Source organism: Ruegeria sp. AM2, assembly GCF_056540685.1.
The window spans coordinates 77,334-103,862 of record NZ_JBQFXE010000002.1; the positions used below are offsets into that span (position 1 = coordinate 77,334).

The following is a 26,529-nucleotide window of genomic DNA, read 5'->3' on the forward strand; positions in this document are numbered from 1 at the left end:
TTGGATTTATGCGAGGCTCTGCCTCGCGCTCCGGGATATTTAAGGCCAGATGAATGAAGGATCCCTGCTTCATCTGGCTAGAAATATCCCGGGGGAGACGCCCAACGGGCGGCGGGGGCAGAGCCCCCTAACCCCGATGGTCAGTTTTGCCAGCGGCCGCCGAAATCCTCGGGGACTAAAAGGTTGTGGCGGCCCAAATTGCCGACATTGCGCTCACCGCAAAGCGCCATCGTCGTATCAAGCTCTTTCTGAATGACATCCAGCGCCGTCGTCACGCCTTGTTGACCCATGGCGCCTAGGCCATAGACGAAGGCGCGGCCGATATAGGTGCCCTGCGCCCCGAGCGCCAGAGCCTTGAGCACGTCCTGGCCCGAGCGGATTCCGCTGTCCAAATGAACTTCGATATCGCCGCCAACCGCATCCATGATTTCCGGCAAAACACGGATTGAACTAAGCGCACCGTCCAGTTGCCGGCCTCCGTGGTTGGACACCACGATCGCATCCGCCCCGAGTTTTGCGGCCATTTTAGCGTCGTCGGCATCCAGAATACCCTTGAGGATCACTTTGCCGCCCCATTGCTCCATGAGCTTTTCGACCTTTTTCCAGTCGAGGCTGGGGTCAAATTGCTCTGCAGTCCATGCGCCCAAGGATGAGGCGTCTGAAATCCCTTCGACATGGCCCACGATATTTCCAAACTCGCGCCGTTGCGCGCCCAGCATCTCTAGGCCCCAGGCCCATTTGGTCATCAGGTTGGCAATTGTTTTCGCAGTCAGCTTAGGAGGGGCCGACAAGCCATTCTTCAAGTCCTTGTGGCGCTGCCCCAGAATCTGAAGGTCCAAAGTTATCACCAGAGCTGAGCAGTTTGCATCCTTGGCGCGCTGGATTAGGCGGCTCACATAGTCTTCGTCCTTCATGGTATAGAGCTGAAACCAGAAGGGCGCCGAAGTGTGTTCTGCCACGTCTTCGATGGAGTTGATTGACATGGTGGACAGAGTGAACGGCACGCCGAATTCTTTTGCCGCTTTTGCGGCCTTCATTTCACCGTCCGCGTGTTGCATGCCCGTCAGTCCGACCGGTGCCAACGCAACTGGCATTGAGACGTCCTGACCGATCATCTGCGACGCTGTTGAACGCCCGGACATATCAACGGCCACCCGCTGCCGAAGCCGGATATCCTCAAAGTCCGAGGAGTTGTCGCGGAAGGTCTGCTCTGTCCAACTGCCGCTTTCGGCATAGTCGTAGAACATGCGCGGCACGCGCCGCTCGTAGATGCGTTTGAGGTCCTGGATATTGGTGATAACGGGCATGTACAATTGGCCTCTGCAGGATTGGTTAGGTTTGTTTACCAATTTTTCCTAACCATCGCAACGCCTGCTGGCAGAGGCAAAACGTCCTACGTGCACACTGTATGGTTCGAAACCAAAACCGGACAGATTGTCAGGCCGAGTGTGCTCCGTCTGACAATGATTTGACGAAGTCCAGAATCTCGCCCACCGGTTTGCCCGCGCCGATCTGACTGACAATCGCTGACCCAACGACAGCACCATCCGCTACGCTGGCGATCGCACGGGACTTCTCTGGCGTGTTGATCCCAAACCCAACAATCACTGGCAGATCCGTTTCCGCCTTGATCCGCGAAACTTCAGGTCCGACATCCGAAGCCTGAGCCTCGGCAGCACCGGTGATGCCGGTGATCGAGACGTAGTACACGAAACCGGATGTGTTTTGCAGAACACGAGGCAAGCGCGCATCGTCGGTTGTCGGCGTCGCTAGTCGAATGAAATTCAATCCCGCCACTTGCGCAGGCAGGCAGAGCTCTTCGTCTTCTTCTGGGGGCAGGTCAACAACGATAAGCCCATCGATCCCGGCTGCCTTGGCGTCGGCCAGAAACCGGTCAACACCGCGGCTATAGATCGGGTTGTAGTAACCCATCAGAACAATCGGTGTCGTGTCATCGGTTTCACGAAAAGCACGCGCCAGATCGAGGGTTTTTTGCAGGGTCATGCCCTTGTCCAGTGCCCTTTGCCCGGCGGCCTGAATCGTCGGGCCGTCCGCCATGGGATCGGTGAAGGGCAACCCCAGTTCGATCACGTCCACACCAGCACCGGGCAGACCTTTCACGACTTCAAGCGAGGTCTCATAGTCCGGATCTCCGGCCATGATGTAGGCCACAAATGCCTTCTTCCCTTCGGCTTTCAGGGCAGCGAATTTGGCGTCGATACGGGTCATGTTCAGTCCTTGCAATCAGGTTTGGACCTGATGTGCAGAAACTTGGCGCGGAAATCAATCCCGCGCCGGCAGATTGCTTTAGAACCCGTAGTGATAGCGCAGGAACAGAGCGTTCACACCGGGGTTGAAGCTTTCGGTGCTGGCGTTCGACTTGTGCGTGATGGCCAGAGAGATGCTGTTGCCGCCGTTCAGAGTGTATCCGACGCCCAACAGACTGCGGATCTGGAAGTTCCCGCCCAGATCATTGTCGTCATTCGAGGCATTATAGTAACCGGGCATCACGCTGACTTCGGCAAACCACCGGTCGGCAAAGGTATAGACGCCAAACAGGCCTGCGCCGATATGGGTGTCACCATCGGTATCCACCGTCAGGGCCGTACCCCAGCCAGCACTGAACCGTGTCGCCTCGTGAAAAGGGCGGTGCTGGTACTCCAACGAAAAGATCGCCTGATCCTCGCCATTGCTGTTGGAAAAATCCGCATAGCCCGCGCCAAAAATGACCGACTGGGCCTGAGCTGTAGTTGCAGCAATGAGGGTAAACACAAGGACAAAAAGAGATTTCATGACAGTGCTTCGGTTTGTTTCGTTACGGTGACCCTTTGATCTATGGTCATTTTTTGGGCATCCCGCAATGGGACTTGGATATCAAAGTGACGTGATGTTGTTTTGGGGTCGAGATTGTCACAAGCCTCATACCCGCGTTGCTGCGGGTTGCGGATTTTGCCTGACCCGCCTAGAAGACGCCGTCGTATCGCTTCAGGAGGCCGCAATGGGCTTTAAAATGGGAATCGTGGGTCTGCCGAATGTGGGCAAATCGACCTTGTTCAATGCGCTGACCAAGACCGCCGCCGCGCAGGCCGCCAATTTCCCGTTTTGCACCATTGAACCCAATGTGGGCGACGTGGCCGTGCCCGATAACCGGCTGGACAAACTGGCGGCGATTGCGACCTCGAAACAGATCATCCCGACTCGGATGACATTCGTGGACATTGCAGGTCTGGTGAAAGGGGCCTCGAAAGGTGAAGGTCTGGGCAACCAGTTTCTGGCCAATATCCGCGAGACCGATGCGATTGCCCACGTGTTGCGGTGTTTCGAGGACGGTGACGTCACCCATGTGGATGGCCGCGTTGACCCGGTGGCGGATGCCGATACGATCGAGACCGAGCTGATGCTGGCCGATCTGGAAAGCATCGAAAAGCGCCGCGCCAATCTGGTTCGCAAGCTGAAAGGCAACGACAAAGAGGCGCAGCAGCAGGACCGCCTGCTGGCCGAGGCGCAAGATATGCTGGAAAACGGCAAGCCCGCGCGTCTGGTCGAGGTGTCCGACGAGGACGCCAAAGCGTGGAAGATGCTGCAATTGCTGACCACCAAGCCGGTGCTCTATGTCTGCAACGTGTCCGAGGAAGAAGCCGCCGAGGGCAATGAATATTCCGCCAAGGTCGCTGAAATGGCCGCGGCGCAGGGCAATTCCCACGTCATCATCAGCGCCAAGATCGAGGAAGAGATCAGCCTGCTGGAGGACGACGAGGCCGAGATGTTCCTGAGCGAGATGGGTCTGGAAGAGCCCGGCCTCGACCGTCTGATCCGCGCCGGGTACGACCTGCTCAAGCTGGAAACCTATTTCACCGTCGGCCCGAAAGAGGCCCGCGCCTGGACAATTCGCACCGGCACCGCCGCACCACAGGCCGCTGGTGTGATCCACGGGGATTTCGAAAAAGGCTTCATCCGCGCCGAGACCATCGCCTATGACGACTACATCGCCGCCAATGGCGAGCAGGGCGCGAAAGAGGCGGGCAAGATGCGGGCTGAGGGCAAGGGTTACATCGTCAAGGATGGCGATGTGATGCATTTTTTGTTTAATACTTAAGATTAGATTGCTGCAGCTCAGCTGAGCGCATGATGGGTTGTACTTTACTGACGTTAGTGACCGCTTCGAGCCCATCAAGCCGTGTCGAATCTGTTTTAGATGCCTGTAATCAAAAGGTGATTACTCGGGGTTCGTTTGACGAACTCGTCTTCTATCCAGCGAAGTACGCGCCTTTGTCCACCAAAGGCCACCATCTCAATAGCTTCGTGGAAACTAACCCATTGGTAGTCACTGTGTTCATGATTGAGTACCACCGTTGCGGAAGTATCCACGAATGCGACAAATACAGGTGCTATAGTAATCGCATTGCGTTCTGGTTCATAAAACTGCTCGCATATATCGGCTGAATACAGAGCGTTAGGTTTCAAGCCAGTCTCTTCGAACAGCTCACGCACCGCCGTTTGCCAGGCTGCTTCACCATCTTCGATACCTCCTGCCACCTGGCACCACTCGCCTATCAGCGACTGTGTTCTTCTCAACAGTAGAACTTCGTACCGCGATTCCGCTTCTCGAACAGCTACGAGCGATGCGAGGAACGATCTGATCGAAATCTCTGCCACGAACCAGCCTCCGTACCCAGTGCTTTGCAGTCTTGTGTAGGCGATTTAGGTTAGATGGCAAAGTTCCGCTTTGTCACGCATACCCGACAATCTGTTTTGTCCCGAGGCTGCGAGTTTTCGAGTTCTCTTTCTGACGTTACCGCTGTTTCCGACGGGTCAGTTAGCCATTATTTCCTCTCAAGTCGAAATCCCTTTAATGTGGGTGTCGACCCGCCTATCGAGACAACCACAAATGATCGAAATCCGTGACCTGCAACTCCTCAGCGCCCTTGCGCGGCATCGGCATTTTGCAAAGGCGGCCGAGGAGTGCGGGATTTCACAACCGGCCTTCTCGATGCGTATCCGCAATCTTGAAGATCGCCTGGGTGTTTCGATTGTGCGCCGGGCCAACCGGTTTCAGGGCCTGACCGAAGAGGGCGAGATGATCGTTCAGCGGTCGCGGCGTATTTTGGATGAGACAAAGGCGCTGGAACAGCAGGTGCAGGCGTCGAAGGGTGAGATTACGGGGACGCTGATCCTTGGCGTAATCCCCACCGCGATCGCCTTTACCGGTCGGCTGATCAAGCGACTGCAACAGGCGCACCCGCGCATTCTGTCGCGGATCGAGACTATGTCGGCCAGTGCCATTCAACATCGGCTGGATGAGGGCAGTCTGGATGCGGGCATTACCTATGGCGACAGCATCGGCACCGATTTGCGTCAGGTTCAGCCCTTGTACGAAGAAACTTATGTGCTGCTAATCCCCGCGCATATGACCACCGAAACCGGTCCGATCCCTTGGGCGCAAGTTGCCGAATTCCCCCTTAGCCTGCTTGAGCCGCAGATGCAGAACCGCCGGATCTTGGATCGGATTTTCGCCGAACAAGGCCTGCATCCGCATGTGGTTGCGGAAACCAGCGGCTTCACCGCGTCGATGGTCATGGCGCGAGAGGGGTTGGCGGCCACAGTAGTCCCTCGGGTGCTGGTGCGGGCGCTGGGCGACCTAATGGGCACGAAAGTGCTGCCTTTGATCGATCCAGTGGTGAGCAAGCCGATCTGCTTGGCCACCCTGACCCGCGACCCGGAATTGCCGACGGTCGAGGCTCTGCGTGCAGTAGTGGCCTCATTGCGGTGATAATCTGTCGTTATCGTGCGATTGATATATGCGATTTGACGATATGCTGATCTGATGAGACACGGGTCCTGAATCGGAGGGCATCATGGCACCATTAGATACCAAGCCATCAGGCGCACCCAAGGGCGTCTGGAAGTCAGGTAAAGGCAAGGGGCGGCACACACCCAAGGGCCGTCAATTCTCGGACGAGGCACAGGCGGAAATAGCGCGCCTGCTGGGTGATCGCCCGCGCCGCCGCGATCTGCTGATCGAATTTCTGCATTTGATTCAGGACGAACACGGCCATATCAGTGCCGACCACATCGCCGCATTGGCGGTCGAAATGCGCATCGGTCAGGCCGAGATCTATGAAACCGCGACTTTTTATGCCCATTTCGATGTGGTGAAAGAGGGCGAGACGCCTCCTCCGGCGTTAACGATCCGCGTCTGTGATTCCCTGTCCTGCGAGATGGCCGGTGCCCAGCAGCTGCAAAAAGCGCTTGAGGACGGTCTGGACCCGTCCGAAGTTCGTGTTGTCCGCGCGCCTTGCATGGGCCGCTGCGACACCGCTCCGGTGCTCGAGATCGGTCACAACCATATCGACCATGCGACCCCCGAAAAGGTGCAGGCCGCGATTGCTGCCGATGACACCCATGCTCACGTGCCAGACTATGAAGCCTTTGCCGCTTATGAAGCCAATGGCGGCTACGCCAAGCTGAAAGAATTGCGCGAGGGCGGCGATTGGGAACAGGTGCAGGAAGATGTCCTGTCCTCGGGCCTGCGTGGTCTGGGTGGCGCCGGTTTCCCGTCCGGCAAGAAATGGGGCTTTGTTCGCATGAACGAAGGCCCGCGCTATCTGGCTGTGAATGGTGACGAAGGCGAGCCCGGCACGTTCAAAGACCGCTACTATTTGGAGCGTACGCCGCATATGTTCCTTGAGGGCATGCTGATCGCCGCATGGGCGGTCGAGGCGGAAACCTGCTTTATCTATATGCGCGACGAATACCCCGCGGTGCTGGAAATCCTCGCTACCGAGATTGCCGCGCTGGAACAGGCCGGGATTGTTGAACCCGGCTATATCGATCTGCGCCGGGGTGCTGGTGCTTATATATGCGGCGAAGAATCCGCGATGATTGAATCCATCGAAGGCAAGAAGGGCCTGCCGCGTCACCGCCCTCCGTTCGTGGCGCAGGTTGGCGTTTTTAACCGCCCGACCTTGGTGCACAATGTCGAGACGCTCTATTGGGTCACTAAAGTGTGCCGCGAAGGGCCGGAATGCCTCAACAGCACTGAAAAGAACGGTCGTAAAGGCCTGCGCAGCTACTCTATCTCGGGCCGGGTGGCGAAGCCGGGTGTGTACCTGCTGCCCGCCGGGTCGACCATTCTGGACGTGATAGAAGCGGCTGGTGGCATGGCCGAAGGGCAGACCTTCAAAGCCTATCAGCCGGGCGGTCCATCCTCGGGTCTGTTGCCCGCGTCGATGGACGACATCCCGTTGGATTTCGACACGTTGCAGCCGCATGGCACCTTCATCGGCTCGGCCGCCGTGGTGGTTCTGTCCGATCAGGATACTGCCCGCGATGCCGCGCTGAACATGCTGCGGTTCTTCGAGGATGAAAGCTGTGGTCAGTGTACGCCCTGCCGCGCGGGCTGCGAAAAGGCGGTCAAGCTGATGCAGGCGGAAACATGGGATCAGGACCTGCTGGAAGATCTGTGTCAGGTCATGAGCGACGCCTCGATCTGCGGTCTGGGGCAGGCGGCTCCGAACCCGATCCGCCTTGTCATGAAACATTTCGCTGACGAAATCTGAAGGGAGACAGAGCCATGCTAGACGCAAGCCCAACCAAGACCGTCACCTTCAACCTGAACGGCGAAGATGTCACCGTGCCAGAAGGCTGGACCATCTGGGAAGCCGCCAAGGGGCAGGGATTTACAATTCCGCACCTGTGCCACAAGCCGCAGCCCGGGTATAAGCCCGACGGCAACTGCCGCGCCTGTATGGTTGAGGTGGAAGGCGAGCGCACTCTGGTTGCCTCGTGCATCCGTCCTGCGGCAGACGGTATGGTGGTTAAGACCGACAGCGAGCGTGCTGAGAAATCGCGCGCCATGGTCATGGAACTGCTGGTCGCCGATCAGCCCGAGGAAGCGCACGATACCTCAAGCCATTTTTGGGACATGGCCAAGCTGAACGATGTCTCGGACAGCCGTTTCCCGGCGAAAGAGGTCGAGAAAATCCCGCTGCTGGACGACAGCCACGTTGCTATGCGCGTCAATCTGGACGCCTGTATCAACTGTAACCTCTGTGTCCGGGCCTGCCGCGACGTGCAGGTGAATGACGTGATCGGAATGGCCGGTCGCGGCCATACTGCGCAGGTTGTGTTCGACCAGAACGACCCGATGGGTGATTCAACCTGTGTGGCCTGTGGCGAATGCGTGCAGGCCTGCCCGACCGGTGCGCTGATGCCTGCCACCGTGCTGGACGATCAGCAAAGGGGGGACAGCAAGGATTACGACTCTGAGACCGAAAGCGTCTGCCCGTTCTGCGGTGTGGGCTGTAAGGTCTCGCTGAAGGTCAAGGACGGCAAGGTCAAATATGTTGAGGGCATCAACGGCCCGGCGAACGAAGGCCGTCTGTGTGTCAAGGGTCGGTTCGGCTTTGACTACATCCACCACCCGCACCGCCTGACCAAGCCGCTGATCCGGCGTGAGGATGCGCCTGCCAAGGGTCTGAACGTCGATCCCGCGAACCTGTCGACCCATTTCCGCGAGGCGAGCTGGGAAGAGGCGATGGATCTGGCCGCCACCAAGCTGATGGCCCTGCGCGAAGAAGACCCGCGCAGCGTTGCGGGCTTTGGCTCGGCCAAATGTACCAACGAAGAGGCGTATCTGTTCCAGAAGTTCATCCGTCAGGGCTTCCGCCACAACAACGTCGATCATTGCACCCGTCTGTGCCACGCGTCGTCCGTTGCGGCCCTGATTGAAAACGTCGGATCAGGTGCGGTGACCGCTGCGTTCAACGACATCAAAGACGCGGATGTGGCGATCATCATCGGGTCGAACCCGATTGAAAACCACCCCGTCGCGGCGACGTATTTCAAGCAATTCGCCAAGCGCGGCGGCAAGCTGATCGTAATGGATCCGCGCGGCGTTGGCATGCGCAAGTTTGCGGATGAAATGCTGCAGTTCCGCCCGGGTGCTGATGTCTCGATGCTGAACGCGATCATGAACGTGATCGTCGAGGAAGAGCTTTATGACAGCCAGTACATTCACCGCTGGACCGAGAACTGGGAAGCCGAGAAAGAGCATCTGCGCCAGTTCACACCCGAGGCGATGTCGCCGATCTGCGGCATCGAACCGGATCAGCTGCGCCGTGTCGCGCGCACCTTTGCGCAGGCCAAGGCCGGTCTGATCTTCTGGGGGATGGGCGTCAGCCAGCACATCCACGGCACCGACAACTCGCGCTGCCTGATCTCTCTGGCATTGATGACCGGGAACGTCGGCAAACCTGGCGCAGGTCTGCACCCTCTGCGTGGTCAGAACAATGTGCAGGGCGCGTCCGACGCGGGCCTGATCCCGATGTTTTTGCCTGACTACAAGACAGTGACGGATGACAGCATCCGTGCGCAGTTTACAGATGTCTGGGGTTCGGACGATTTCTCGAACGAGAAGGGCCTGACCGTCACCGAGATCATCGATCAGATTTATGCGCGCAATATCAAGGGTATGTACATATTGGGCGAAAACCCGGCCATGTCGGACCCGGATGTGAACCACGCGCGTGAGGCTCTGGCCAAGCTTGACCTGATGATCGTGCAGGACATCTTTCTGACCGAGACGGCAAACTACGCCGACATCATCCTGCCCGCCTCGGCGCTTTACGAAAAGAACGGCACCGTGTCGAACACGAACCGTCAGGTGCAGCGGGTGCGTCCGGCGGTGGCACCTCCGGGTGAAGCGCGTGAGGATTGGGCGATCACCGTCGATCTGGCGCAGCGGATCGGATTGAACTGGGACCACACGGATGTGTCTCAGGTCTTTGCCGAGATGAAGCTGACCATGGAGTCGCTGGACAACATTACATGGGAACGGCTGGAGAGTGAGACCATCACCTATCCGTCGCTCAGCGAAACCGACCCCGGCCAGTCCATCGTGTTCGGCGACGGTTTCCCGCGTGCGGACGGCAAGGCCAAGTTCACGCCGGCCAGCGTTATTCCACCCGATGAAGCCCCTGATGACGAATATCCGATGATCGCCACAACGGGCCGTCAGCTAGAGCATTGGCACACTGGGTCGATGACCCGCCGGTCCAACGTTCTGGATGCGGTTGAGCCGGAAGCAAACTGCTCAATGAACCCCCGGACGCTGAAACTGATGGGGATCGAACCGGGCGAAACCATCCGTCTGACCACCCGTCGCGGCTCGATTGAAATCATGGTGCGAGCCGACCGGGCGATTGCCGAGGATATGGTGTTCATCCCGTTTGCCTATGTCGAAGCAGCGGCGAACATTCTGACCAACTCGGCCATCGACCCTTATGGCAAAATTCCCGAGTTCAAATTCTCGGCCATTCGTGTCGAAAAGATCGAAGACGCCATCGCTGCTGAATAGTGGTAGTAGGGCGGCCTTTATGGGCCGCTCATTTTGTTTGGCTGTGCGAAACTAGTAATCCCGGCCAAAAAAGATGCCGATCCCGGTCTCACCCTGACCGTCTACGGTGCCCCGGACGGTGAAGCTATCGGTGACGTCGAGGTTCAGGTTTACCTCGGTATTGCCCTCGGTATTCACGGTGAAATCGGTGTAAAGATTGTCGGCGACATAGGCTCCTGCCCCGATACGACCAGCGCCGCCTTCGGTTGCGCCGACATCGATTGTGTCTACGCCGGTTGCGTCCCGAACACCTTTGGTTGCGTCACCCCCAGCACCACTGAGCTGAGCCAGTGATGCAGCCATCTGTGCGATAACAAAGGGCGAAAGTTCCGAGAACCGATTGCCAAACAGAAGCATCGCCAGGGCCTCTTCCGTTGGGCGTTCGGGGTCCGAGAACACGTCGATCTCGGGCGCGTCCAATGGCCCGGCAATCTCGATCGTTGCGGTGCCGTCTGAGGTGCTGGTCGAGGATTCAAACTCGATATACGGAGTCAGATCGCCCTGCAGGGACACGATACCCTTGGTCAATGCCAGTCGGCGCCCCAGAATGTCGAAATGGCCCCGGATCAAGTCAATCTGCCCCGAGGGAACAACCGATGCCGTTGTGCCGCCGATCCGAATGCGGCCACCAAGTTCGGCATTCACGCCGCGTCCTCGGACAAAGACCGCTTTCGGGAAAGACAAACCGACATCCAGCGCGATGCGCGAGTCACTTTTGGTTGCGTCCTCGGACACGACCAGGTTTGCGCGTTCCCGCGTTACAAAACTGGCGCGGCTTTCACCGACATGTTGAATATCTGGGATCGGGGCTGCACCAACAGCGCCTGTTGCCGCCGCGAGGTTGATGTTGGTCTCCCCGAAATCGATCTGCCCGGACAATGAACTGTTGCCCGCCAAAGCGCCTGCAAGTGCGATTTGCCCGTTCAGGGTTGTTTCGTAAAGCAGCTTGTCGGTTAGAACCAGGTTGTTGATCGCCGTTGTGATCTGGGCGTTGAACGGCGCTGTCAGGTCCACAGGGCCGGTAATTGTAAACCCACCACCTGCGCGCACGCCGCCTTGAACCGAGACTTGCGCCCGGCTTTGCGCAATATTGATGGAACTTCCGATACCGGTAATCGTTTGACCAATTTCCGGTAGGGCCAGAGATGTGCCTGAAGTGGTGATGGTGCCGCTAAGTGAGCTCAGCGACGGCTGGCCCTTTAACGCCAGATCGTATTGCGCGGTGCCTTCAATAGTGTTGGGTGAGATAAAGGCGTTGGCCAGTGCGATGTTCGCACCCCCGCGCATCACGAGGTCGGCCACTTGGTCGGATTCGCTAATGGTTCCAGCGATCGAGGCGTTGATCTGGGCGGGGCCTTCGGCCTTTGCGTCAATCGTCCACACACCTGCATCTCGGCGGGCCGTGCCGTTTGAAGATATTGTGCCCGGGAATTCGGGCGCGAAACGTTCGATCCGATTGAATCGCGCGTCAAAATCCAGATCCGCATTCCCGCTTGTGTCGACGGTTCCCTTTAGTGCCGCGAATGAGCTTTCGGGGCCGTCCAGGCGCATGTCGCCTTCCAGCCCTCCGGACCCGGTAGGTGCCACATTGCCGGTCAGTGTGATCGGACCCGAAACAACCGGCGACAGCCGCCGCAGATCATCCAGCCGCGCCGAGAAATCCAACCCGCCGGATTGGCGGTCCAGATGTCCGGATGCGCTGGCCGTCAATGCGGTTCCGTTCAGCGCAAAGGTTTTGATCGTGATGCCTTGTTCGTCGTCATTTTCGGCGTCCACATTCAGCGTCGTGCGACCTTCAATCAACGCGTCAACAGGCTCGATCCCGGTTTGGATATCGTCGGCGATGACATTGCCTGTGACTTGGAAATCCTTGTCACCCTTTGCGCCCCTTCCGGCGATATCAGCGGAAACGGAACCGGTCAGGTCTCGCCCGGCAAGGCCAGAAAACAGAGACAGATCAGGCACCCGCAGTTTTGCCTGGCCGTCAACGGCAATGTTGCCGGTTGGGTCATCAATGGTCGCACTCGCCTGCGCCGTCAGCGCATTTCCATTGACCGAGGCTTGCCGAATGGTGATCTGGTCGCCTTCCCGCGCACCGTCAAATTCGGCCGTTACCGCGCCTTGCAGCAGCGGATCGATCTGCTCTAGCCCCGTTTGAATGTCATTGCCTGAAACGCTGGCTATGCCATCGAATTCAAGCGTCTGAACGGTGCCGCTTCCGTCAACCTCTGCCTGCAAGCTCCCGGCCAGTTCACGACCAGCAAGACCGGAAAAGACCGACAGGTCACCTGCGTTGACACTGGCCTGACCGTCGATCGTCAGGTTGCCGTCGGGTGTCGTCACGACGCCGTTTGCCTGCGCGGTCACGGCTGAACTGACCACGGAGAACGACCGGATCGTCACCCCGTCGGTCCCACGTTTCGCATCCAGTGTGATGTCCGTTTCGCCCTTGATCACCGGGTCGATATCGTCACGGCCTGTGGACAGGTTTTGGCCTTTCACGACCACTGTTCCGTCAAAACTGCGTTCCAGCGGGGAACCTGTGCCGTCGACCTCAACCGAGGCTGCCCCGCCAAGGTCAAGTTGCGCCAGATCTGAGAATCGCGACAAGTCTGTCGCCTCAAGGCGGGCCGAGCCGTCGATCTGTAAACCGCTTTCGAGCCCGCTGATCAGAGCGTCTGCGTTGAGGTTATAGTCGCTGCCGATCAGTTCAAAGCCAGACAGTTTCAACGTCTGATCGCTGCCATAGTCGAACTGACCGTCCAACGTGACCTGATCACCGACTGCGGCATCAAGCGCTGGATCGCCAAAATCCATCCCATCCAGCGCGGCCTGAAGGTCTCCGTCCATTGTCAGGCCGCTGGATTGATCCAGCGTGCCTTGTCCGGTGACCCGCGCGTGCTCAAGCTCAATCTGCGGCGTCTTCACGGTGTCGACCGTCAGGCTCAGGTCCCACAGATTACCGTTCTTGGCATCGAACAGCGCCGAAATCTGCACCGCTCCGACCGACGTGTCACCGCCGCTGATTGGCAATACGACGCTGTCGCCATCTGGCGGGGTGATCCTGCCTTGCAACGCTACTAGGTTCAGCGCCCCGCCTGTGCCAAGGCTGAGTTGGCTTTCAAGATGCAAAGCCTGCGAGGTGACTTCGATGTCGGAAATCTCAAGCGCGCCGTCCGGAAGGGTCTGGCCATCGACATAAAGTTTGGTGTCTGTGCCGAAGAACACGTCCATCTCCTGCGCCAGAAATGGGGTGAGGTCGCCACCTAGATCAGCCGTGAAGGCAATCCCTTCGGACGTGCGCGCGCCCGGCTCTGCCTGACGCAACCTGACCTGACCGGACAGACGTTCTGTTCCGTCGCTGCTCAGCCCGATATCGGCGGTGAAATCGGTGACAGGTCCCGAACCCTTGGCCGTCAGCCCGATCTGCGGTGCACCCGGAATTCCCAGCGCCGTCGAGATCAACCCGCCCTCGGCCTCGGCCACGGTCAGGTCTAGGTCGATTTGGCTGCTGGAATTCTCAAACCCGGCTGTCAGATCAATCGTGTCGCCCGCGCGGTCGATCCGGTCGATGTCCAGTTTGGTGTCCAGCGTGCCGTCCGCCAGATTCAGATTGCCGATCACCTTGAGATCAGCAGCGACACCGATCAGAGGTTCTGCCAGCGACAGGTCATCAATACGCAATTCGTCGATTTCGATCGCCACAGGTAGTTCAGGCAACTGGAACGGCTGCGTTTCCGCAGACGGGGTCGGAGTATCCGTTGTGGTTGTCCCGGGCGCGCGTGCGACATCGATTTCCCCAGCCGTAAGGGCGTTCACGGAAAACCGACCGCGCAGCAATGCCAGACGGTTCCAGTCCAACTCTGCGTTCTTGATGGTCAGCCAGATGCCTTGGTCATCGGCAACGGTGATTTCCTGGATTGTCGCCCTTGAGCTTAGCGCGCCCTGTAAGCCAATCACGCGGACATTCTGGTTATCGCCCGAAAGCGTGTCCTGCAAAAACCGTTCGATCATCGAACCGCCGCTGTCATCCTGCGCAACCACGCCCTGTGGCACGACAAATGCCGTGGCGAAAATCAAGGGGTATGCTGTGCGACGCATCAAAACGCTTGTCCGATCCCCAGATAAAACTGCAACCCATCGCCGGTGTCACCCTGAACCGGCACGGCGAGGTCAAATCGCAGCGGCCCAAAGCCGCCTAGATCATAGCGCACGCCAATCCCTGCACCAGAATGCTCGCGTGATCCGCTGCCCACGACCGAGGTCAGGTCCACCGCACCGTAGTCGTAAAAACCCACCAATGACAGGCTGTTGGTGACCTTACCGCGCACTTCGCCGGATAGTCCCAGAAAGGACCGTCCGCCTGCGACGCCGGTTCCGACAGGGATACCGAGACTTTCAAAGGGTTGCCCGCGCACTGTTCCGGCTCCACCCGAGAAGAACAGGAAGTCCGGCGTCACGCCGTCTGCCGGAGGGCCGTATACCGAGCCCAGTTGCACACGACCGGCCAGCACGATGCTGCCTCCGCTGCCCAAACTGGTGTAGCCGCGCCCGTCAAAGAAAAAACGGATGCCGCTGTCTGTGTCGGACAGCCCGGCGAACGGCGTGATTTGCGCGTCCAAATAATACCCGTTTGTTGCGCTGACCTTGCTGTCCCGCTGGTCCCATTCCGACCGAAAGGGAATGATGAAATACCGGAACTTGCGACCGTCGCCATAGGCATCATCCGCGTCTGACCACTGAAACCCGGCCGAGGCTTCGGCATATAGCTGATCAGAGAAGGTGCGCCGCGCACCATAGGCCAGAGACGCGACGGATACGTTGTAGTTTTCAGTGTTGCGGCGTTCCAGCAAAGCGCTCCAGAACGTGCTGTCATCCGGCCCAAGCCGGTCCGGTTGATCCAGACGCAGGCCAATCCGCCCGTCAATGTCCTCGGCCCCGCCAATGTTGCGCAGGGCGGCCTCGAACCGCAGCCGCTCGGCCCGACGGAACACGTTGCGATGCGTCCAGGTTGCTGTCAGGTCGACGCCATCACGCGAGGCGATTTCGGCCCCGAACGTAATGCGGCGCGGGGGCAGGTCCTCGAACGTGGCGTCGAAATCCAGGGTGCCATCAGGGTTCGGTGTTTCCCGCTCGGTAATCGAAACGACGCTGAAAGTGCCAGTGCGCCGCAGCCGCGTTCCTACTTTCTGGACCTGTTGGGGCGAGTAGACCTCGCCCGAGGGAAATCCTGCGATCTTTCTGATGGACCTGTGCTGAACATTTGTGTCGCCCTGAATGATCATCTTGCCAAATGTCAGCTGAGGTCCCGGAGCCAGATCAATCGTAGCATCCAGCCGGGCCTGAGCATGACGTGCGATCACTTCCTGATTGGCGACGTCCGCTTTGGCATGACCCGCATCGCGCCAGCCTTGAACTCCGGCAGATGCGGCCTGCTGGATCGCACCGGTGGTCGCTCGTTTGCCGGGCGCGAAGCCTTCGGGCAGCACAGTTTCCGGGGCCAAGGGCTGCACGACCGCCTTGCCAAAACGGTATCTTGGCCCTGTATCAACGGTGATAGCAGCGCGCTTGAAAGTGGACGGGGCGGATAGCGAGTCGATCTCGGCGGCTTCCTGTCCATCCAATTTGATGCTGACAACAGGGCCGAAATAGCCCTCGTCATACATAATCTGGACGATGGTGCGATAATCAGACAGAGCAGCAGACAAAATTTCCAGTGGCGTATCCAATCCGCGCGACTCGGACGTCAAGACTGAAGATGTTTCTTCGAGCCGTTCTACCAGCGCCTCAGATGCGCCTGGGGCAGAAAGCTTCGTTTCAAGAGCGGACGCCAGATTGGGGGTCAGCGCGACAAGTGCGCTAAGAATCCAGCCCTTCAAAAGGCTGCGCGGACTGCTCCGTGCGATCATCTGTTTCCAACTGCCCCAAGTCGAAATCGTAATGCCGCGAAACCTGTTTTGCGGCTTGTTAGGACAACGTTAGAGCATCAGCCGGACATAACGCAAAGAACTAATGCACTCGACCGATTTGTTTTGGTTCGCATGTGGTTCAGATACCTGCTTTTACAGATCGGCATTTCGGAACCAACGAATGATTGCCGCGCGATCTTCCGGCTCCATATAGGTCACATTCGCCGGCGGCATCGCGTGGCTGACACCGGATTGAAGATAGATTTGTTTGGCGTTGCGGGCGATATCGCCTTCGGTTTCCAACAACACGCCTTTCGGAGCCCAAAGAATGCCTTCCCAAACAGGCTCGCGTGAGTGGCACATCGAACAGCGGCCAAGAACAATGTCGTGGGCTTCTTCAAATCCCTCTGCCGCGGCGAATTTTTGTTCAAAGGGTGTGAGCGGTTGCGCCTCGGCGTCTTCCAGAGGTTGATACATCGGCGCAGTCGACAACCACATGATGGCGATAAACAGCAGAGCGGTGACCAGCCATGTCCAGGTTGGATTGCCCGCTCGGGCGTGACGTGTGTTGAAATAGTGCCGGATGGTGACGCCCATCAGGAACACCAGCGCGGCGATGATCCAGTTGTATTCCGTCGCAAAGGCCAGCGGGTAGTGGTTCGACAACATAAGAAACACGACCGGCAGCGTCAGGTAATTGTTGTGGGTTGAGCGTAGCTTGGCAATCTTGCCGTATTTCGGATCGGGCGTGCGGCCGTTCTTGAGATCGTCCACCACGATGCGTTGGTTTGGCATGATGATGAAGAACACATTTGCGGTCATGATCGTGGCGGTGAACGCGCCCAGATGCAGCATCATCGCGCGACCGGTGAATATCTGGTTATAGCCCCAGCCCATCACGACCAGCAGGGCAAACAGCAAGACCATCAGCAGGGTCGGGTGCTGCCCCAACGCGGATTTGCACAGGAAGTCATAGATCAGCCAGCCGACGGTCAGCGAAGCGGCAGAGATCAGGATGCCCTGCCACAAGGCCAGGTCCGCCTTTTCTGCATCGATCAGATACAGCTCCCCGCCGACCCAATAAATGATCATCAACAAAGCCGCGCCGCTGAGCCAGGTGGCATAGCTTTCCCATTTGAACCAGGTCAGATGGTCCGGCATCCGTTCGGGCGCAACCAGGTACTTCTGGATGTGATAGAAGCCGCCGCCGTGGACCTGCCACTCTTCGCCATCTGCCGGGCCGGGAACGTCACGGTTCAGACCAAGGTCCAACGCGATGAAATAAAACGAGGATCCGATCCAGGCGATGGCGGTGATGACGTGCAGCCAGCGAACAGCAAAAGCCATCCAGTCCCAGAACACGGCGAAGTCGTACATGAAAGCTCTCTCCGATTGGTTGCCGCCACACTAGGCAAGCCAGCTTTTCTTCGGTATTCCCGTAAATTGTCAAACTGTATCAAAAAAAACGATAAGATGTCCTATCTCGACAATGTCCGCACCTTTGTTCGCGTCTACGACTTGGGCAGCATGTCCGCCGCTGGGAGGGACTTGCGTATATCGCCTGCAGTCACCTCGGCGCGGATTTCTCAGCTAGAGGATCATCTGGGCGTTCGCCTGTTTCAGCGCACAACGCGAAACCTCAGCCCGACCGAGCAGGGGCGGGCATTTTATCCCGGTGCAGTGGCGGTTCTGGACGCAGTTGATGAGGCCGAGGCGCAGGTGGTTCACCTGACCGAAGCGCCGCGCGGATCGTTGTTCGTAGCAGCCCCATTTGGCGTCGGGCGCCGTCTGCTGGCACCCCATGTCCCTGAATTTCTGGCGGAGTATCCCGAAATTGATGTTCGTTTGCGCCTGACGGACAGATCAGTCGATCTGACGACCGAGGGGCTCGATCTGGCCTTCTTTATCGGCCAGCCCGAGGACAGTACGCTGCGAATTCGCAAGATCGCGGACTGCCAGCGGGTGCTTTGCGCTGCCCCGGAATACGTGGAACGACGTGGGATGCCGCAATCGGGCGATGATCTGATCGTGGACAAACACGAGTGTCTGAACCTACGCTTTCCCGGCGCGTCTGAATTCCAATGGCTGCTTCAGACCGATGGCGGCGCAAAGCGGTTTGCGGTAACCGGCCGTTTCGAGTGCGATGATGGGGACGTCCTGACGGATTGGGCGCTGTCGGGGCAGGGGATCGCAATGAAGCCCGTTTTCGAAGTGGCGGACCATCTAAAGACCGGTCGACTGATTGCGGTCGCACAGCAGACGCCCCCGGTTCCGGTACAGATGGCTTGTCTTTATACGCATCGCCGCCATCAGGACCCCAAGGCCCGACTGTTCATGGATTTCATGATCGCACGGATCGGGAAGGTCGTGCGTGCCTCGGAAGAAAAAGGGTAAAGAAATCTCCCGCCTCTGTTTGTGCCCTGCGGGCCCATCACAGAGTTGGGCTCGGCGCTGCGGCGGTGCCGCAGCGCGGTTCCGCCTGGAACAGGCTATTCAAATGGGCTCCGCCCAACCTGCGCCGCGCCCGAAGGGTGCGGCGCTCGGCCCAACGGGAGGAGACCCGACAGGGTCGATCGACGGGCGGGAGCCTCAACGATCGGGTCAACTGCCCCGATAGGTCGAATAGCCATATGGCGACAGTAATAGCGGTACGTGGTAATGCGCACCTGAATCGGACATGCCAAACCGAATGGGCACCTGATCCAGGAACAGAGGGTCCTCGGCGGCTTGCCCTGTTGCGCGCAAATAGGCTCCGGCGAAAAACAGCAACTCGTAGGTTCCGGTTTGGAACGCGTCCTGCGGCAAAATCGGGCTGTCCGTGCGTCCGTCCGCGTTTGTCGTCATTTCCGCCAGTTTCTGGCGCTCGTCTCCGGTGACCCGAAACAGCGCGATTTTCATCCCGTTGGCTGGGCATCCCCGGGCCGTGTCCAGTACGTGGGTCGTCAGATATCCGGCCATTTCGCGCGCCTTTGCCAAATTTGTTGCTGAGCCACAGTGTGGTGCAAAACTCAAATCGATGGAAATGCCGAAAGAAATGGAAACAGCGTTCGGATAAGTTTGATAATCAACCCAGAGTTTCTAAGCTATGGCAAATTGAATGCCGAAAAATGGATAGTGTTATGCAGCCCCCCAGATACCCCCGCGACATGATCGGTTACGGTGCCAACCCGCCAGACGCCAAATGGCCGGGCGGGGCCAAGCTGGCGGTGCAGATTGTCCTGAACTACGAAGAGGGAGGAGAGAACTGCGTTTTGCACGGCGATGCAGCATCCGAGGCGTTCTTGTCCGAGATTGTGGGGGCCGCGCCATGGCCGGGTCAGCGTCACCGGAACATGGAATCGATCTACGAATACGGCGCGCGGGCCGGTTTCTGGCGTCTTTACCGGTTGATGCATGATCTGCCGATCACGGTCTACGGAGTTGCGACTGCTCTTGCGCGCTCGCCCGGTCAAGTGGCTGCGATGAAGTCAGCCGGTTGGGAAATCGCCAGTCACGGTCTGAAATGGGTTGAACACAAGGACATGCCCGAAGAGGACGAGCGGGCGCAGATCGCGGAAGCCATCCGACTACATACCGAGGTTGTCGGAGAACGCCCGCGCGGCTGGTACACGGGGCGTTGTTCTGAAAACACCGTGCGGCTGGTGGCTGAAGAGGGTGGTTTTGCCTATGTCGCAGACACTTACGATGATGATCTGCCCTACTGGTTAAATACAGGTGGCCGCGATCAGTTGATCGTGCCCTACACGCTGGACTGCAATGATATGCGCTTTGCCACGCCGCAGGGGTTCAATTCCGGCGATCAGTTTTTTGCTTACCTCAAGGACAGTTTCGATGCGCTCTACGCCGAGGGGGCTGAGGGCAAACCAAAAATGTTGTCGATTGGCCTGCATTGCCGCCTGATCGGACGCCCGGGACGCGTCATGGCGCTGAGGCGTTTTCTGGACTACGCGCGCGGGTTTTCGGATGTCTGGTTCGCCACCCGCCTGCAAATTGCCGAGCATTGGGCCGCGCTCCATCCACCAACATCACGCCCGAAACCGTCCTGGATGAGCCGTGAGGAATTTGTTGCAGCTTATGGCGGTATCTTCGAACATTCCGCATGGATCGCGGAACGTGCATACGGGCTGGAACTGGGTCCCGCCCACGACACCGCTGGCGGTTTGCACAATGCGTTGGCACGTGTGTTCCGATCCGCATCGGATGATGAGCGGTTGTCTGTTCTGACAGCGCACCCGGATTTGGCGGGTAAACTGGCGCAGGCCAAACGATTGACGCAGGAGAGTACATCCGAACAAGCCTCCGCCGGGTTGGACGCGTTGACTGACGAAGAACGGGTTACCTTTGAGGACCTGAACACGCGCTATACCCAAAAGTTTGGGTTCCCTTTCATTATCGCGGTGAGAGATCATGATAAGACCTCGATCCTTCAAGCTTTTGAGCGCCGGATCGAACAGGAACGTGAGGTGGAATTCGCCGAAGCCTGCCGTCAGGTTGAACGCATTGCGGAATTTCGGCTAATGGATATCCTGCCGTCATGAAACGGATCAGAACTGCCCCACTGACGCCGGACGCTTTTGCGGCTTTCGGGGATGTGATGGACATCTCAGGCGAGCCGGACAAGATCATCAACCAAGGTCAGTGCGGTCGTTTTCATGATCGCGCAGTGTTGGACTTTGTGGACGGGCGAGCGGGGATCAGCCTGTTCAATGCCAATCCACGCGCTCTGCCGTACAAATTGGACATGGTCGAACGCCATCCTGAGGGCAGTCAGGCATTCATTCCGATGACACATCAACCTTTCTTGATCGTCGTCGCGCCGGATGCCGGTGGCCGCCCCGGTGACCCGCTCGCCTTTGTTTCAGAACCGGGACAAGCGGTGAATTATCATCGCGGCACGTGGCACGGTGTTTTGACGCCTCTGCACGGACCGGGATTGTTTGCCGTCGTGGACAGAATTGGTGACGGTTCCAATCTTGAGGAATTCTGGTTCGATACCCCATACGAGATCGTGCGAGGGTGAACCAGAGGGCTCCCGTCTGATCCTGTCGCATCAAAGATGCTCGGGATCAGTTGGGCCGGGCAGCGTTCGGGCAAGCCCGCCCGCTGCGGTCGCGCGGCTTCAGGTCTTTGCCATCAAATTGGCGACGTCCAGCATGCGGGCGGAAAATCCCCATTCATTGTCGTACCAGCCAAAGACGCGGACCTGATGTTGACCGACCATGCGGGTCTCGGGTCCCGCAATCACAAGCGACTCTGGCCTGGCGCGCAAGTCCGAGGACACGAGCGGGTGATCGGTCCAGCCCAGAACCTCGGACTGGGCGACAGCCTCGCGCAGTTGCGTGTCAAAATCGGCTGCCGAAAACCCGGTTTCCAAAGTGGCAACCAGATCCACGGCAGAGACGCTGGCAGTTGGAACCCGCACTGCGGCACCAGAGATGCGGCCCGCAAGGTGGGGTAGAACCTCGTCAATCAAATGCGTGGCACTGGTGGTTGTCGGAACCATAGACAATGCCCCACCGCGCGACCGCGCCAGATCGCCGCGTGGGGCGTCGACCATGGGTTGGCTATTTGTGTAGCAATGGATCGTCGTCATATGCGCCGAAGCGACGCCCGCCATCGCGTGCAGGACTTTGACGAGCGGTGCAAGACCGTTCGTCGTACACGACGCGTTGGAGACGATCCGAGCGTTGCCCAGTTGATCTTCGTTTGCGCCAAGTACAATCGTGATTTCGGTGGCTGGCGACGGCCCCGAAATCAGCACTTTGCGCGCACCAGCCGACAAGCCCTGACGGGCTTTGTCAGATGTCCGGGCGATACCGGTACAATCCATCAAAACGTCGACGCCGGACAAGTCGATCTGACTCAGATCCGCGCTGTGGGTGACTGGGAATTGGCGCCCCTCAACGATAATTGCCGCGTCGCCTTGTTCAACGGTGCCGGGGTAGGGGCCGAACGTGCTGTCGTATTTGAACAAGTACGCGCAGGTCTCAAGCGGTGCGATATCGTTGATCAGCACCAATTCGACATCGCTGCCTTTGGGCAAAGCCAATATCTGCCGCAGGATCGTGCGACCAATCCGTCCGAATCCGTTGATTGCAAGTTTCATGCGCAAGCTATGGCAGCCGCTCTGGCCAAGCTCAATGGCAGTTTCAATTCATGTTCAGTTGCAGCTGACCTGCGAGAAAAACTGGCCAGAGATGTTCTGATACATGCTCGAATAGATCGGCTTGCATCCGGTCGCTTTCTGAATGGCCGCCATCGCCTGAATGGTGCGCAGGCGCGGGGGTGGGCCGAACGGGTTCAGATTGTTGTTGTCGCGGGTCGCGCGATACACGACCGGAGCGTCCGAGACCTGCGTGACCGCCCAGGTGCGGCTCATGACGAAAACGGATTTGCTTTCTTCCTTGGCGACAACCGGCGAGGTGTCGAAGGCCGCCACTCCAATCACTGTTGCCAATGCTACAAATGCTCCGCGCAGTACCATAACACTCTCCGATGCTAAAATCTGTGTTATTTCAACAGATTCCCGCGCTCATGTGAACCCCCGGCGGTCAATTGGCCTATCGTTTGGACAGCGAGAGGGGCATGTGGCGGTTCACATCCTTGTAAAGCAGGTAACGGAATCGCCCCGGACCACCGGCATAGCAAGCCTGCGGGCAGAAGGCGCGCAGCCACATATAATCGCCGGCCTCGACTTCGACCCAGTCCTGGTTCAGGCGATAAACCGCTTTTCCTTCCAAGACATAGAGGCCGTGTTCCATCACATGGGTCTCGGCAAAAGGAATCACTCCGCCCGGTTCAAAGGTCACGATGTTGACATGCATGTCGTGCCGCAGGTCCTGCGGATCGGCGAAACGGGTCGTGGCCCAGCGACCCTGAGTTCCGGGCATTTCGATGGGCGCAACGTCGTGTTCATTGGTGATGATCGGATCGGGTACGGGAAGACCCGGGACAGCCTCATACGCCTTGCGCACCCAGTGAAATCTGGCCACTTGGTCACCGTGATTGCGCAACGTCCACTCCGCGCCGGGGGGAATATAGGCGTAGCCGCCGGTCTCCAACGCGTGCGCTGCACCGCCCAGCGTCAGCGCCACGGTCCCCTCAACCACAAACAACACAGCTTGCGCCTGCGCTTCTGTTTCTGGCCGGTCGCTGCCTCCGCCCGGCTCAACTTCCATGATGTATTGCGAAAACGTCTCGGCAAAGCCGCTTAACGGGCGGGACAGAACCCACAGCCGCGTGCCCTCCCAAAACGGCAGATAGCTGGTGACGATGTCGCGCATCGTGCCTTTTGGAATCACCGCATAAGCGTCGGTGAACATGGCGCGGTCGGTCAGCAGTTGTTCTTGCCCTGGGTGGCCGCCAGTTGGGGCGTAGTAGGAGGGTTGTGCCATCGTATGCCTCTGGTTCAATTCATAGGCACTATGATGGGAATGCCGGACAGGTCCTAGCAGCAGACTGGCAATAGGTTTGTTCGGGATAATTTGAAGGTTGGCCCCCGCAGACTGCCGGTATAGTCTTGAATGCAAATCTATTTCACAGAGGCGAGGCCATCATGAAAGCCCGGTTAACAACAGCGCTGGCAGTGTCAATCATTCTGGGCTCGGGCTCGGTGGCGCTTGCCAAACCAATCTCTCGCATCATCTCGGAGATGGGGCTGAGCCCGGCGGATTTTCAGATTGTGAACGCGAAGGCAGATGCGATGCTGGAAAGTGGAACCCCGCAGGTGGGTGCGGAAAGCAGTTGGGTGAGCAATGAAACCGGGTCCAAGGGAACCATTCGCATTCGTGACATCCGCGACAACTGTGTCCACCTACAGCATTTCATTCAGACTGGAGGGTCGGACAACACGCGCGAAGTCAGAACCCGCCGCTGTCGGGATGCAGATGGCAACTGGCTTTTGACACCGTAGGTCCGAATCAATAGCCGCGGGTTCGATCAACCTCGTGCAGCAGGTCATCGCCGGCCGACAGGCGCCGGAAATTCTCGCCCACATCCGCCAGTGCCTCGCCAAGATGCCACCCGGAAACATGCGGCGTGATCGTGACCCCTGGATGCGCCCATAGCGGGCTTTCTGGCGGCAGAGGCTCCGAAGACGTCACGTCCAGAACTGCATGCGCTGGCGTGCCTTGGTCAAGTGCGGCCAGCAGCGCGTTTTCATCAATCAGATCACCGCGACCGGCATTCAGCAACTGGCTGCCAGGTTTCATCGCAGCCAAGACGTCAGTATCGAACAGACCGATGGTCTGCGGTGTTGATGGCAGGATCGCGCAGACATGGTCGCATTGGCCCAGCAAGTCCTGCAGGGCTGCATCTCCGTGCTGGCAGGTTACGCCGTCGATGGTTTTGGGTGATCTGCTCCAGCCCATGACCTGAAACCCGATGGCCCGTAACATCTGCGCGCTACGCGCTCCAATGTGACCAAGGCCCAGAACCCCGACCACGGTGTCCGGCGAATATCCCGGCGCTTTCGGTTTCCACTCTGCCCGCTGCTGTGCGGCTTCGTGAAACGCCATGTGACGTTGGTGGCGCAGGATGTAGGCGACAAACCATTCCGCGATGCCTTGCGCTGGCGCGTCCGGTTTCAGCCGCGTTACCCGCACGTGGTCAGGCAGGTGCGGGTTGCTGACGATCGTCTCGACGCCCGCGCCAAGCTTTTGTACCAGCTTCAGATTCGGCAGACGTTCCGGATGGTTGTTTTGCAGCCCGACAACTGCAACCATCGTGACCTCGGACGGGTCTCCGATGGTGACAGGCGTCCGGATGTCCAGGTCAGGATGGGATTGCCGGATCTCCCGGGCGACGTCTTCGTCGCTTACCCAATCGCTCAGACCCGTTTCGACCAACAATGCCATTTTGCCGTTCCTTCGCGCACTTTGACCGAGTTGACGTGCCGTCACGCAACTGGACATCCTATCGGCAGCTAAGTCATTCTTGTGCTGAAGGTAAAGCCCGGTCGTCGGGTCCGAGGAGGAAAACCCATGAACATGTCTTTTGGCCTGCGCGAAGAAAACCGCGCCTTGTTGCAGCGTGTCACCGATATGATCCGGGATGAGGTCATGCCGCTGGAGGATGAGTATCACGCCGAGGTCAACACCGGTGACCGCTGGCAGTACACGCCTCGGCAGGCTGAAATTCTGGAAGGGCTTAAGGCCAAGGCCAAAGCGGCTGGGCTTTGGAACTTCTGGCTGACCGACAGTGACAAGGGTTTCGGGCTGTCCACGGTCGAATACGCATACTTCGCCGAAGAAATGGGTAAGACGCCTTTGGGGGCAGAAGTGTTCAACTGCTCGGCGCCGGATACGGGCAATATGGAAGTGTTCGAACGGTACGGCACCCAGAAGATGAAGGAAGAATGGCTGAAACCGCTGCTCGAAGGGCAGATTCGTTCAGCTTACCTGATGACGGAGCCCGACGTTGCATCCTCGGACGCGACAAACGTGTCCATGTCCTGCGTGCGGGACGGGGATGAATACGTACTGAACGGAGAGAAATGGTGGGCGTCGGGCGCGGGGGATCCGCGCTGTAAGGTCTACATCGTGATGGTCAAGACCGCCGGTGAGGATCAACCCAAACACAAACGCCAGTCGATGATTGTTGTGCCTGCCAGCGCGCCCGGGATCGAGATTCTGCGCCCGATGGAGGTTTATGGCCACGACGACGCCCCGCACGGGCATATGCATATCCGGTTCACGAATGTCCGGGTTCCGGCTGAAAACATTCTGCTGGGCGAAGGGCGCGGGTTTGAAATTGCACAGGGTCGTTTGGGCCCCGGCCGTATTCACCACTGCATGCGCGCGATCGGGCAGGCGGAAATCGCGCTGGAACGGATGTGCAAGCGATCCCTGCAGCGCGAGGCGTTTGGCAAAAAGCTGGCGCAGCTCGGTGCAAACTTCGACATCATTGCGGAATGCCGGATGGAGATTGAGATGGCCCGCCTGCTGTGCCTCAAGGCCGCATGGTACATGGATCAGGGCGATGGACGGGCCGCGGCCCCGTGGATCAGCCAGATCAAGGTCGTTGCCCCGCGCGTGGCGCTGAAAGTGATTGACGAGGCTGTGCAGATGTATGGCGGTCAGGGGATCAGTCAGGATACGCCGTTGGCCACCGCATGGACCCATGTCCGGACACTGCGGCTGGCGGATGGTCCGGATGCGGTGCATCGGCGACAGGTTGCGCGGGCCGAGCTGAAAAAGCACACACAGGAAAAAGTCTGAGCGACGG

The 26,529-nt window shown here is 58.6% G+C and carries 21 protein-coding genes; 9 read left to right on the forward strand and 12 right to left on the reverse strand.

The window, feature by feature from the left end:
• Positions 1-140: 140 nt before the first annotated feature.
• From ACR0CR_RS05950 to ACR0CR_RS05960, 3 genes are all read right to left on the reverse strand, one after another.
• Positions 141-1,307, reverse strand: coding sequence for an alpha-hydroxy acid oxidase (locus ACR0CR_RS05950; RefSeq protein ID WP_480597635.1), 1,167 nt, complete (start codon positions 1,305-1,307; stop codon positions 141-143).
• A 130-nt stretch (positions 1,308-1,437) separates the two neighbouring features.
• Positions 1,438-2,229: a tryptophan synthase subunit alpha gene (gene trpA, locus ACR0CR_RS05955; RefSeq protein ID WP_480597636.1), complete on the reverse strand. Its 792-nt coding sequence runs from the start codon at positions 2,227-2,229 to the stop codon at positions 1,438-1,440.
• Between the two features lie 78 nt (positions 2,230-2,307).
• Positions 2,308-2,793 carry an acyloxyacyl hydrolase gene (locus ACR0CR_RS05960; protein ID WP_480597637.1) on the reverse strand — a complete coding sequence of 162 codons (486 nt, stop codon included), beginning with the start codon at positions 2,791-2,793 and terminating at the stop codon, positions 2,308-2,310.
• Between the two features lie 205 nt (positions 2,794-2,998).
• Between ACR0CR_RS05960 and ychF the strand changes: the two genes are divergently transcribed.
• Positions 2,999-4,096 (forward strand): redox-regulated ATPase YchF, encoded by a 1,098-nt coding sequence (ychF, locus tag ACR0CR_RS05965; RefSeq protein ID WP_480597639.1) that lies wholly within the window; start codon positions 2,999-3,001, stop codon positions 4,094-4,096.
• Positions 4,097-4,191: 95 nt separating this feature from the next.
• Here the strand turns inward: ychF and ACR0CR_RS05970 are convergent, their stop codons facing one another.
• Positions 4,192-4,656, reverse strand: coding sequence for an NUDIX hydrolase (locus ACR0CR_RS05970; RefSeq protein WP_480597640.1), 465 nt, complete (start codon positions 4,654-4,656; stop codon positions 4,192-4,194).
• Between the two features lie 232 nt (positions 4,657-4,888).
• Here ACR0CR_RS05970 and ACR0CR_RS05975 point away from each other — a divergent pair, with 232 nt between their 5' ends.
• From ACR0CR_RS05975 to fdhF, 3 genes are all read left to right on the forward strand, one after another.
• The gene (locus ACR0CR_RS05975) at positions 4,889-5,770 is read left to right on the forward strand and encodes a LysR family transcriptional regulator (RefSeq protein WP_480597641.1); all 882 of its coding nucleotides are present in this window, start codon (positions 4,889-4,891) and stop codon (positions 5,768-5,770) included.
• A gap of 85 nt (positions 5,771-5,855) precedes the next feature.
• Positions 5,856-7,559, forward strand: coding sequence for an NAD(P)H-dependent oxidoreductase subunit E (locus ACR0CR_RS05980; RefSeq protein WP_480597642.1), 1,704 nt, complete (start codon positions 5,856-5,858; stop codon positions 7,557-7,559).
• Between the two features lie 14 nt (positions 7,560-7,573).
• Positions 7,574-10,357, forward strand: coding sequence for a formate dehydrogenase subunit alpha (gene fdhF, locus ACR0CR_RS05985; RefSeq protein WP_480597643.1), 2,784 nt, complete (start codon positions 7,574-7,576; stop codon positions 10,355-10,357).
• A 51-nt stretch (positions 10,358-10,408) separates the two neighbouring features.
• On the opposite strand, the gene ACR0CR_RS05990 is transcribed toward fdhF, so the two are convergent.
• The 3 genes from ACR0CR_RS05990 to ACR0CR_RS06000 all read right to left on the reverse strand — a co-directional run bounded on the left by ACR0CR_RS05990 (position 10,409) and on the right by ACR0CR_RS06000 (position 17,682).
• Positions 10,409-14,497, reverse strand: a complete 4,089-nt coding sequence (locus ACR0CR_RS05990; protein ID WP_480597644.1) for a translocation/assembly module TamB domain-containing protein — start codon at positions 14,495-14,497, stop codon at positions 10,409-10,411.
• Entirely contained in the window at positions 14,497-16,305 is a 1,809-nt protein-coding gene (locus ACR0CR_RS05995) for an autotransporter assembly complex protein TamA (RefSeq protein WP_480597645.1), read from the reverse strand. Before ACR0CR_RS05995 ends, ACR0CR_RS05990 begins: the two co-directional genes overlap by 1 nt.
• A 153-nt stretch (positions 16,306-16,458) precedes the next feature.
• Complete coding sequence (locus ACR0CR_RS06000; RefSeq protein WP_480597646.1) at positions 16,459-17,682, reverse strand: urate hydroxylase PuuD; 1,224 nt, start codon at positions 17,680-17,682, stop codon at positions 16,459-16,461.
• A gap of 96 nt (positions 17,683-17,778) precedes the next feature.
• Between ACR0CR_RS06000 and ACR0CR_RS06005 the strand changes: the two genes are divergently transcribed.
• On the forward strand, positions 17,779-18,699 hold the full coding sequence (locus ACR0CR_RS06005; protein WP_480597647.1) for a LysR family transcriptional regulator: 921 nt from the start codon (positions 17,779-17,781) through the stop codon (positions 18,697-18,699).
• Positions 18,700-18,906: 207 nt separating this feature from the next.
• Here the strand turns inward: ACR0CR_RS06005 and uraH are convergent, their stop codons facing one another.
• Complete coding sequence (gene uraH / locus ACR0CR_RS06010) at positions 18,907-19,263, reverse strand: hydroxyisourate hydrolase (RefSeq protein ID WP_480597648.1); 357 nt, start codon at positions 19,261-19,263, stop codon at positions 18,907-18,909.
• A gap of 161 nt (positions 19,264-19,424) precedes the next feature.
• On the opposite strand from uraH, the gene puuE reads away from it, so the two are divergent.
• A complete protein-coding gene (gene puuE, locus ACR0CR_RS06015) occupies positions 19,425-20,843 on the forward strand; it encodes an allantoinase PuuE (RefSeq protein ID WP_480597649.1) in 1,419 nt (472 codons plus the stop codon).
• The gene (locus tag ACR0CR_RS06020; protein ID WP_480597650.1) at positions 20,840-21,325 is read left to right on the forward strand and encodes an ureidoglycolate lyase; all 486 of its coding nucleotides are present in this window, start codon (positions 20,840-20,842) and stop codon (positions 21,323-21,325) included. Before puuE ends, ACR0CR_RS06020 begins: the two co-directional genes overlap by 4 nt.
• A gap of 99 nt (positions 21,326-21,424) precedes the next feature.
• Here ACR0CR_RS06020 and ACR0CR_RS06025 read toward each other — a convergent pair whose 3' ends face one another.
• The 3 genes from ACR0CR_RS06025 to ACR0CR_RS06035 form a co-directional block, all read right to left on the reverse strand.
• Positions 21,425-22,411, reverse strand: a complete 987-nt coding sequence (locus ACR0CR_RS06025) for a type I glyceraldehyde-3-phosphate dehydrogenase (protein ID WP_480597651.1) — start codon at positions 22,409-22,411, stop codon at positions 21,425-21,427.
• Between the two features lie 54 nt (positions 22,412-22,465).
• Positions 22,466-22,789: a hypothetical protein gene (locus ACR0CR_RS06030; protein WP_480597652.1), complete on the reverse strand. Its 324-nt coding sequence runs from the start codon at positions 22,787-22,789 to the stop codon at positions 22,466-22,468.
• A gap of 76 nt (positions 22,790-22,865) precedes the next feature.
• Entirely contained in the window at positions 22,866-23,699 is an 834-nt protein-coding gene (locus ACR0CR_RS06035) for a bifunctional allantoicase/(S)-ureidoglycine aminohydrolase (RefSeq protein WP_480597653.1), read from the reverse strand.
• A 161-nt stretch (positions 23,700-23,860) separates the two neighbouring features.
• Here ACR0CR_RS06035 and ACR0CR_RS06040 point away from each other — a divergent pair, with 161 nt between their 5' ends.
• Positions 23,861-24,217 (forward strand): hypothetical protein, encoded by a 357-nt coding sequence (locus ACR0CR_RS06040; protein WP_480597654.1) that lies wholly within the window; start codon positions 23,861-23,863, stop codon positions 24,215-24,217.
• Between the two features lie 7 nt (positions 24,218-24,224).
• Here ACR0CR_RS06040 and ACR0CR_RS06045 read toward each other — a convergent pair whose 3' ends face one another.
• On the reverse strand, positions 24,225-25,160 hold the full coding sequence (locus tag ACR0CR_RS06045) for a 2-hydroxyacid dehydrogenase (protein WP_480597655.1): 936 nt from the start codon (positions 25,158-25,160) through the stop codon (positions 24,225-24,227).
• Between the two features lie 126 nt (positions 25,161-25,286).
• On the opposite strand from ACR0CR_RS06045, the gene ACR0CR_RS06050 reads away from it, so the two are divergent.
• The gene (locus ACR0CR_RS06050; RefSeq protein ID WP_480597656.1) at positions 25,287-26,522 is read left to right on the forward strand and encodes an acyl-CoA dehydrogenase family protein; all 1,236 of its coding nucleotides are present in this window, start codon (positions 25,287-25,289) and stop codon (positions 26,520-26,522) included.
• Positions 26,523-26,529: the final 7 nt, after the last annotated feature.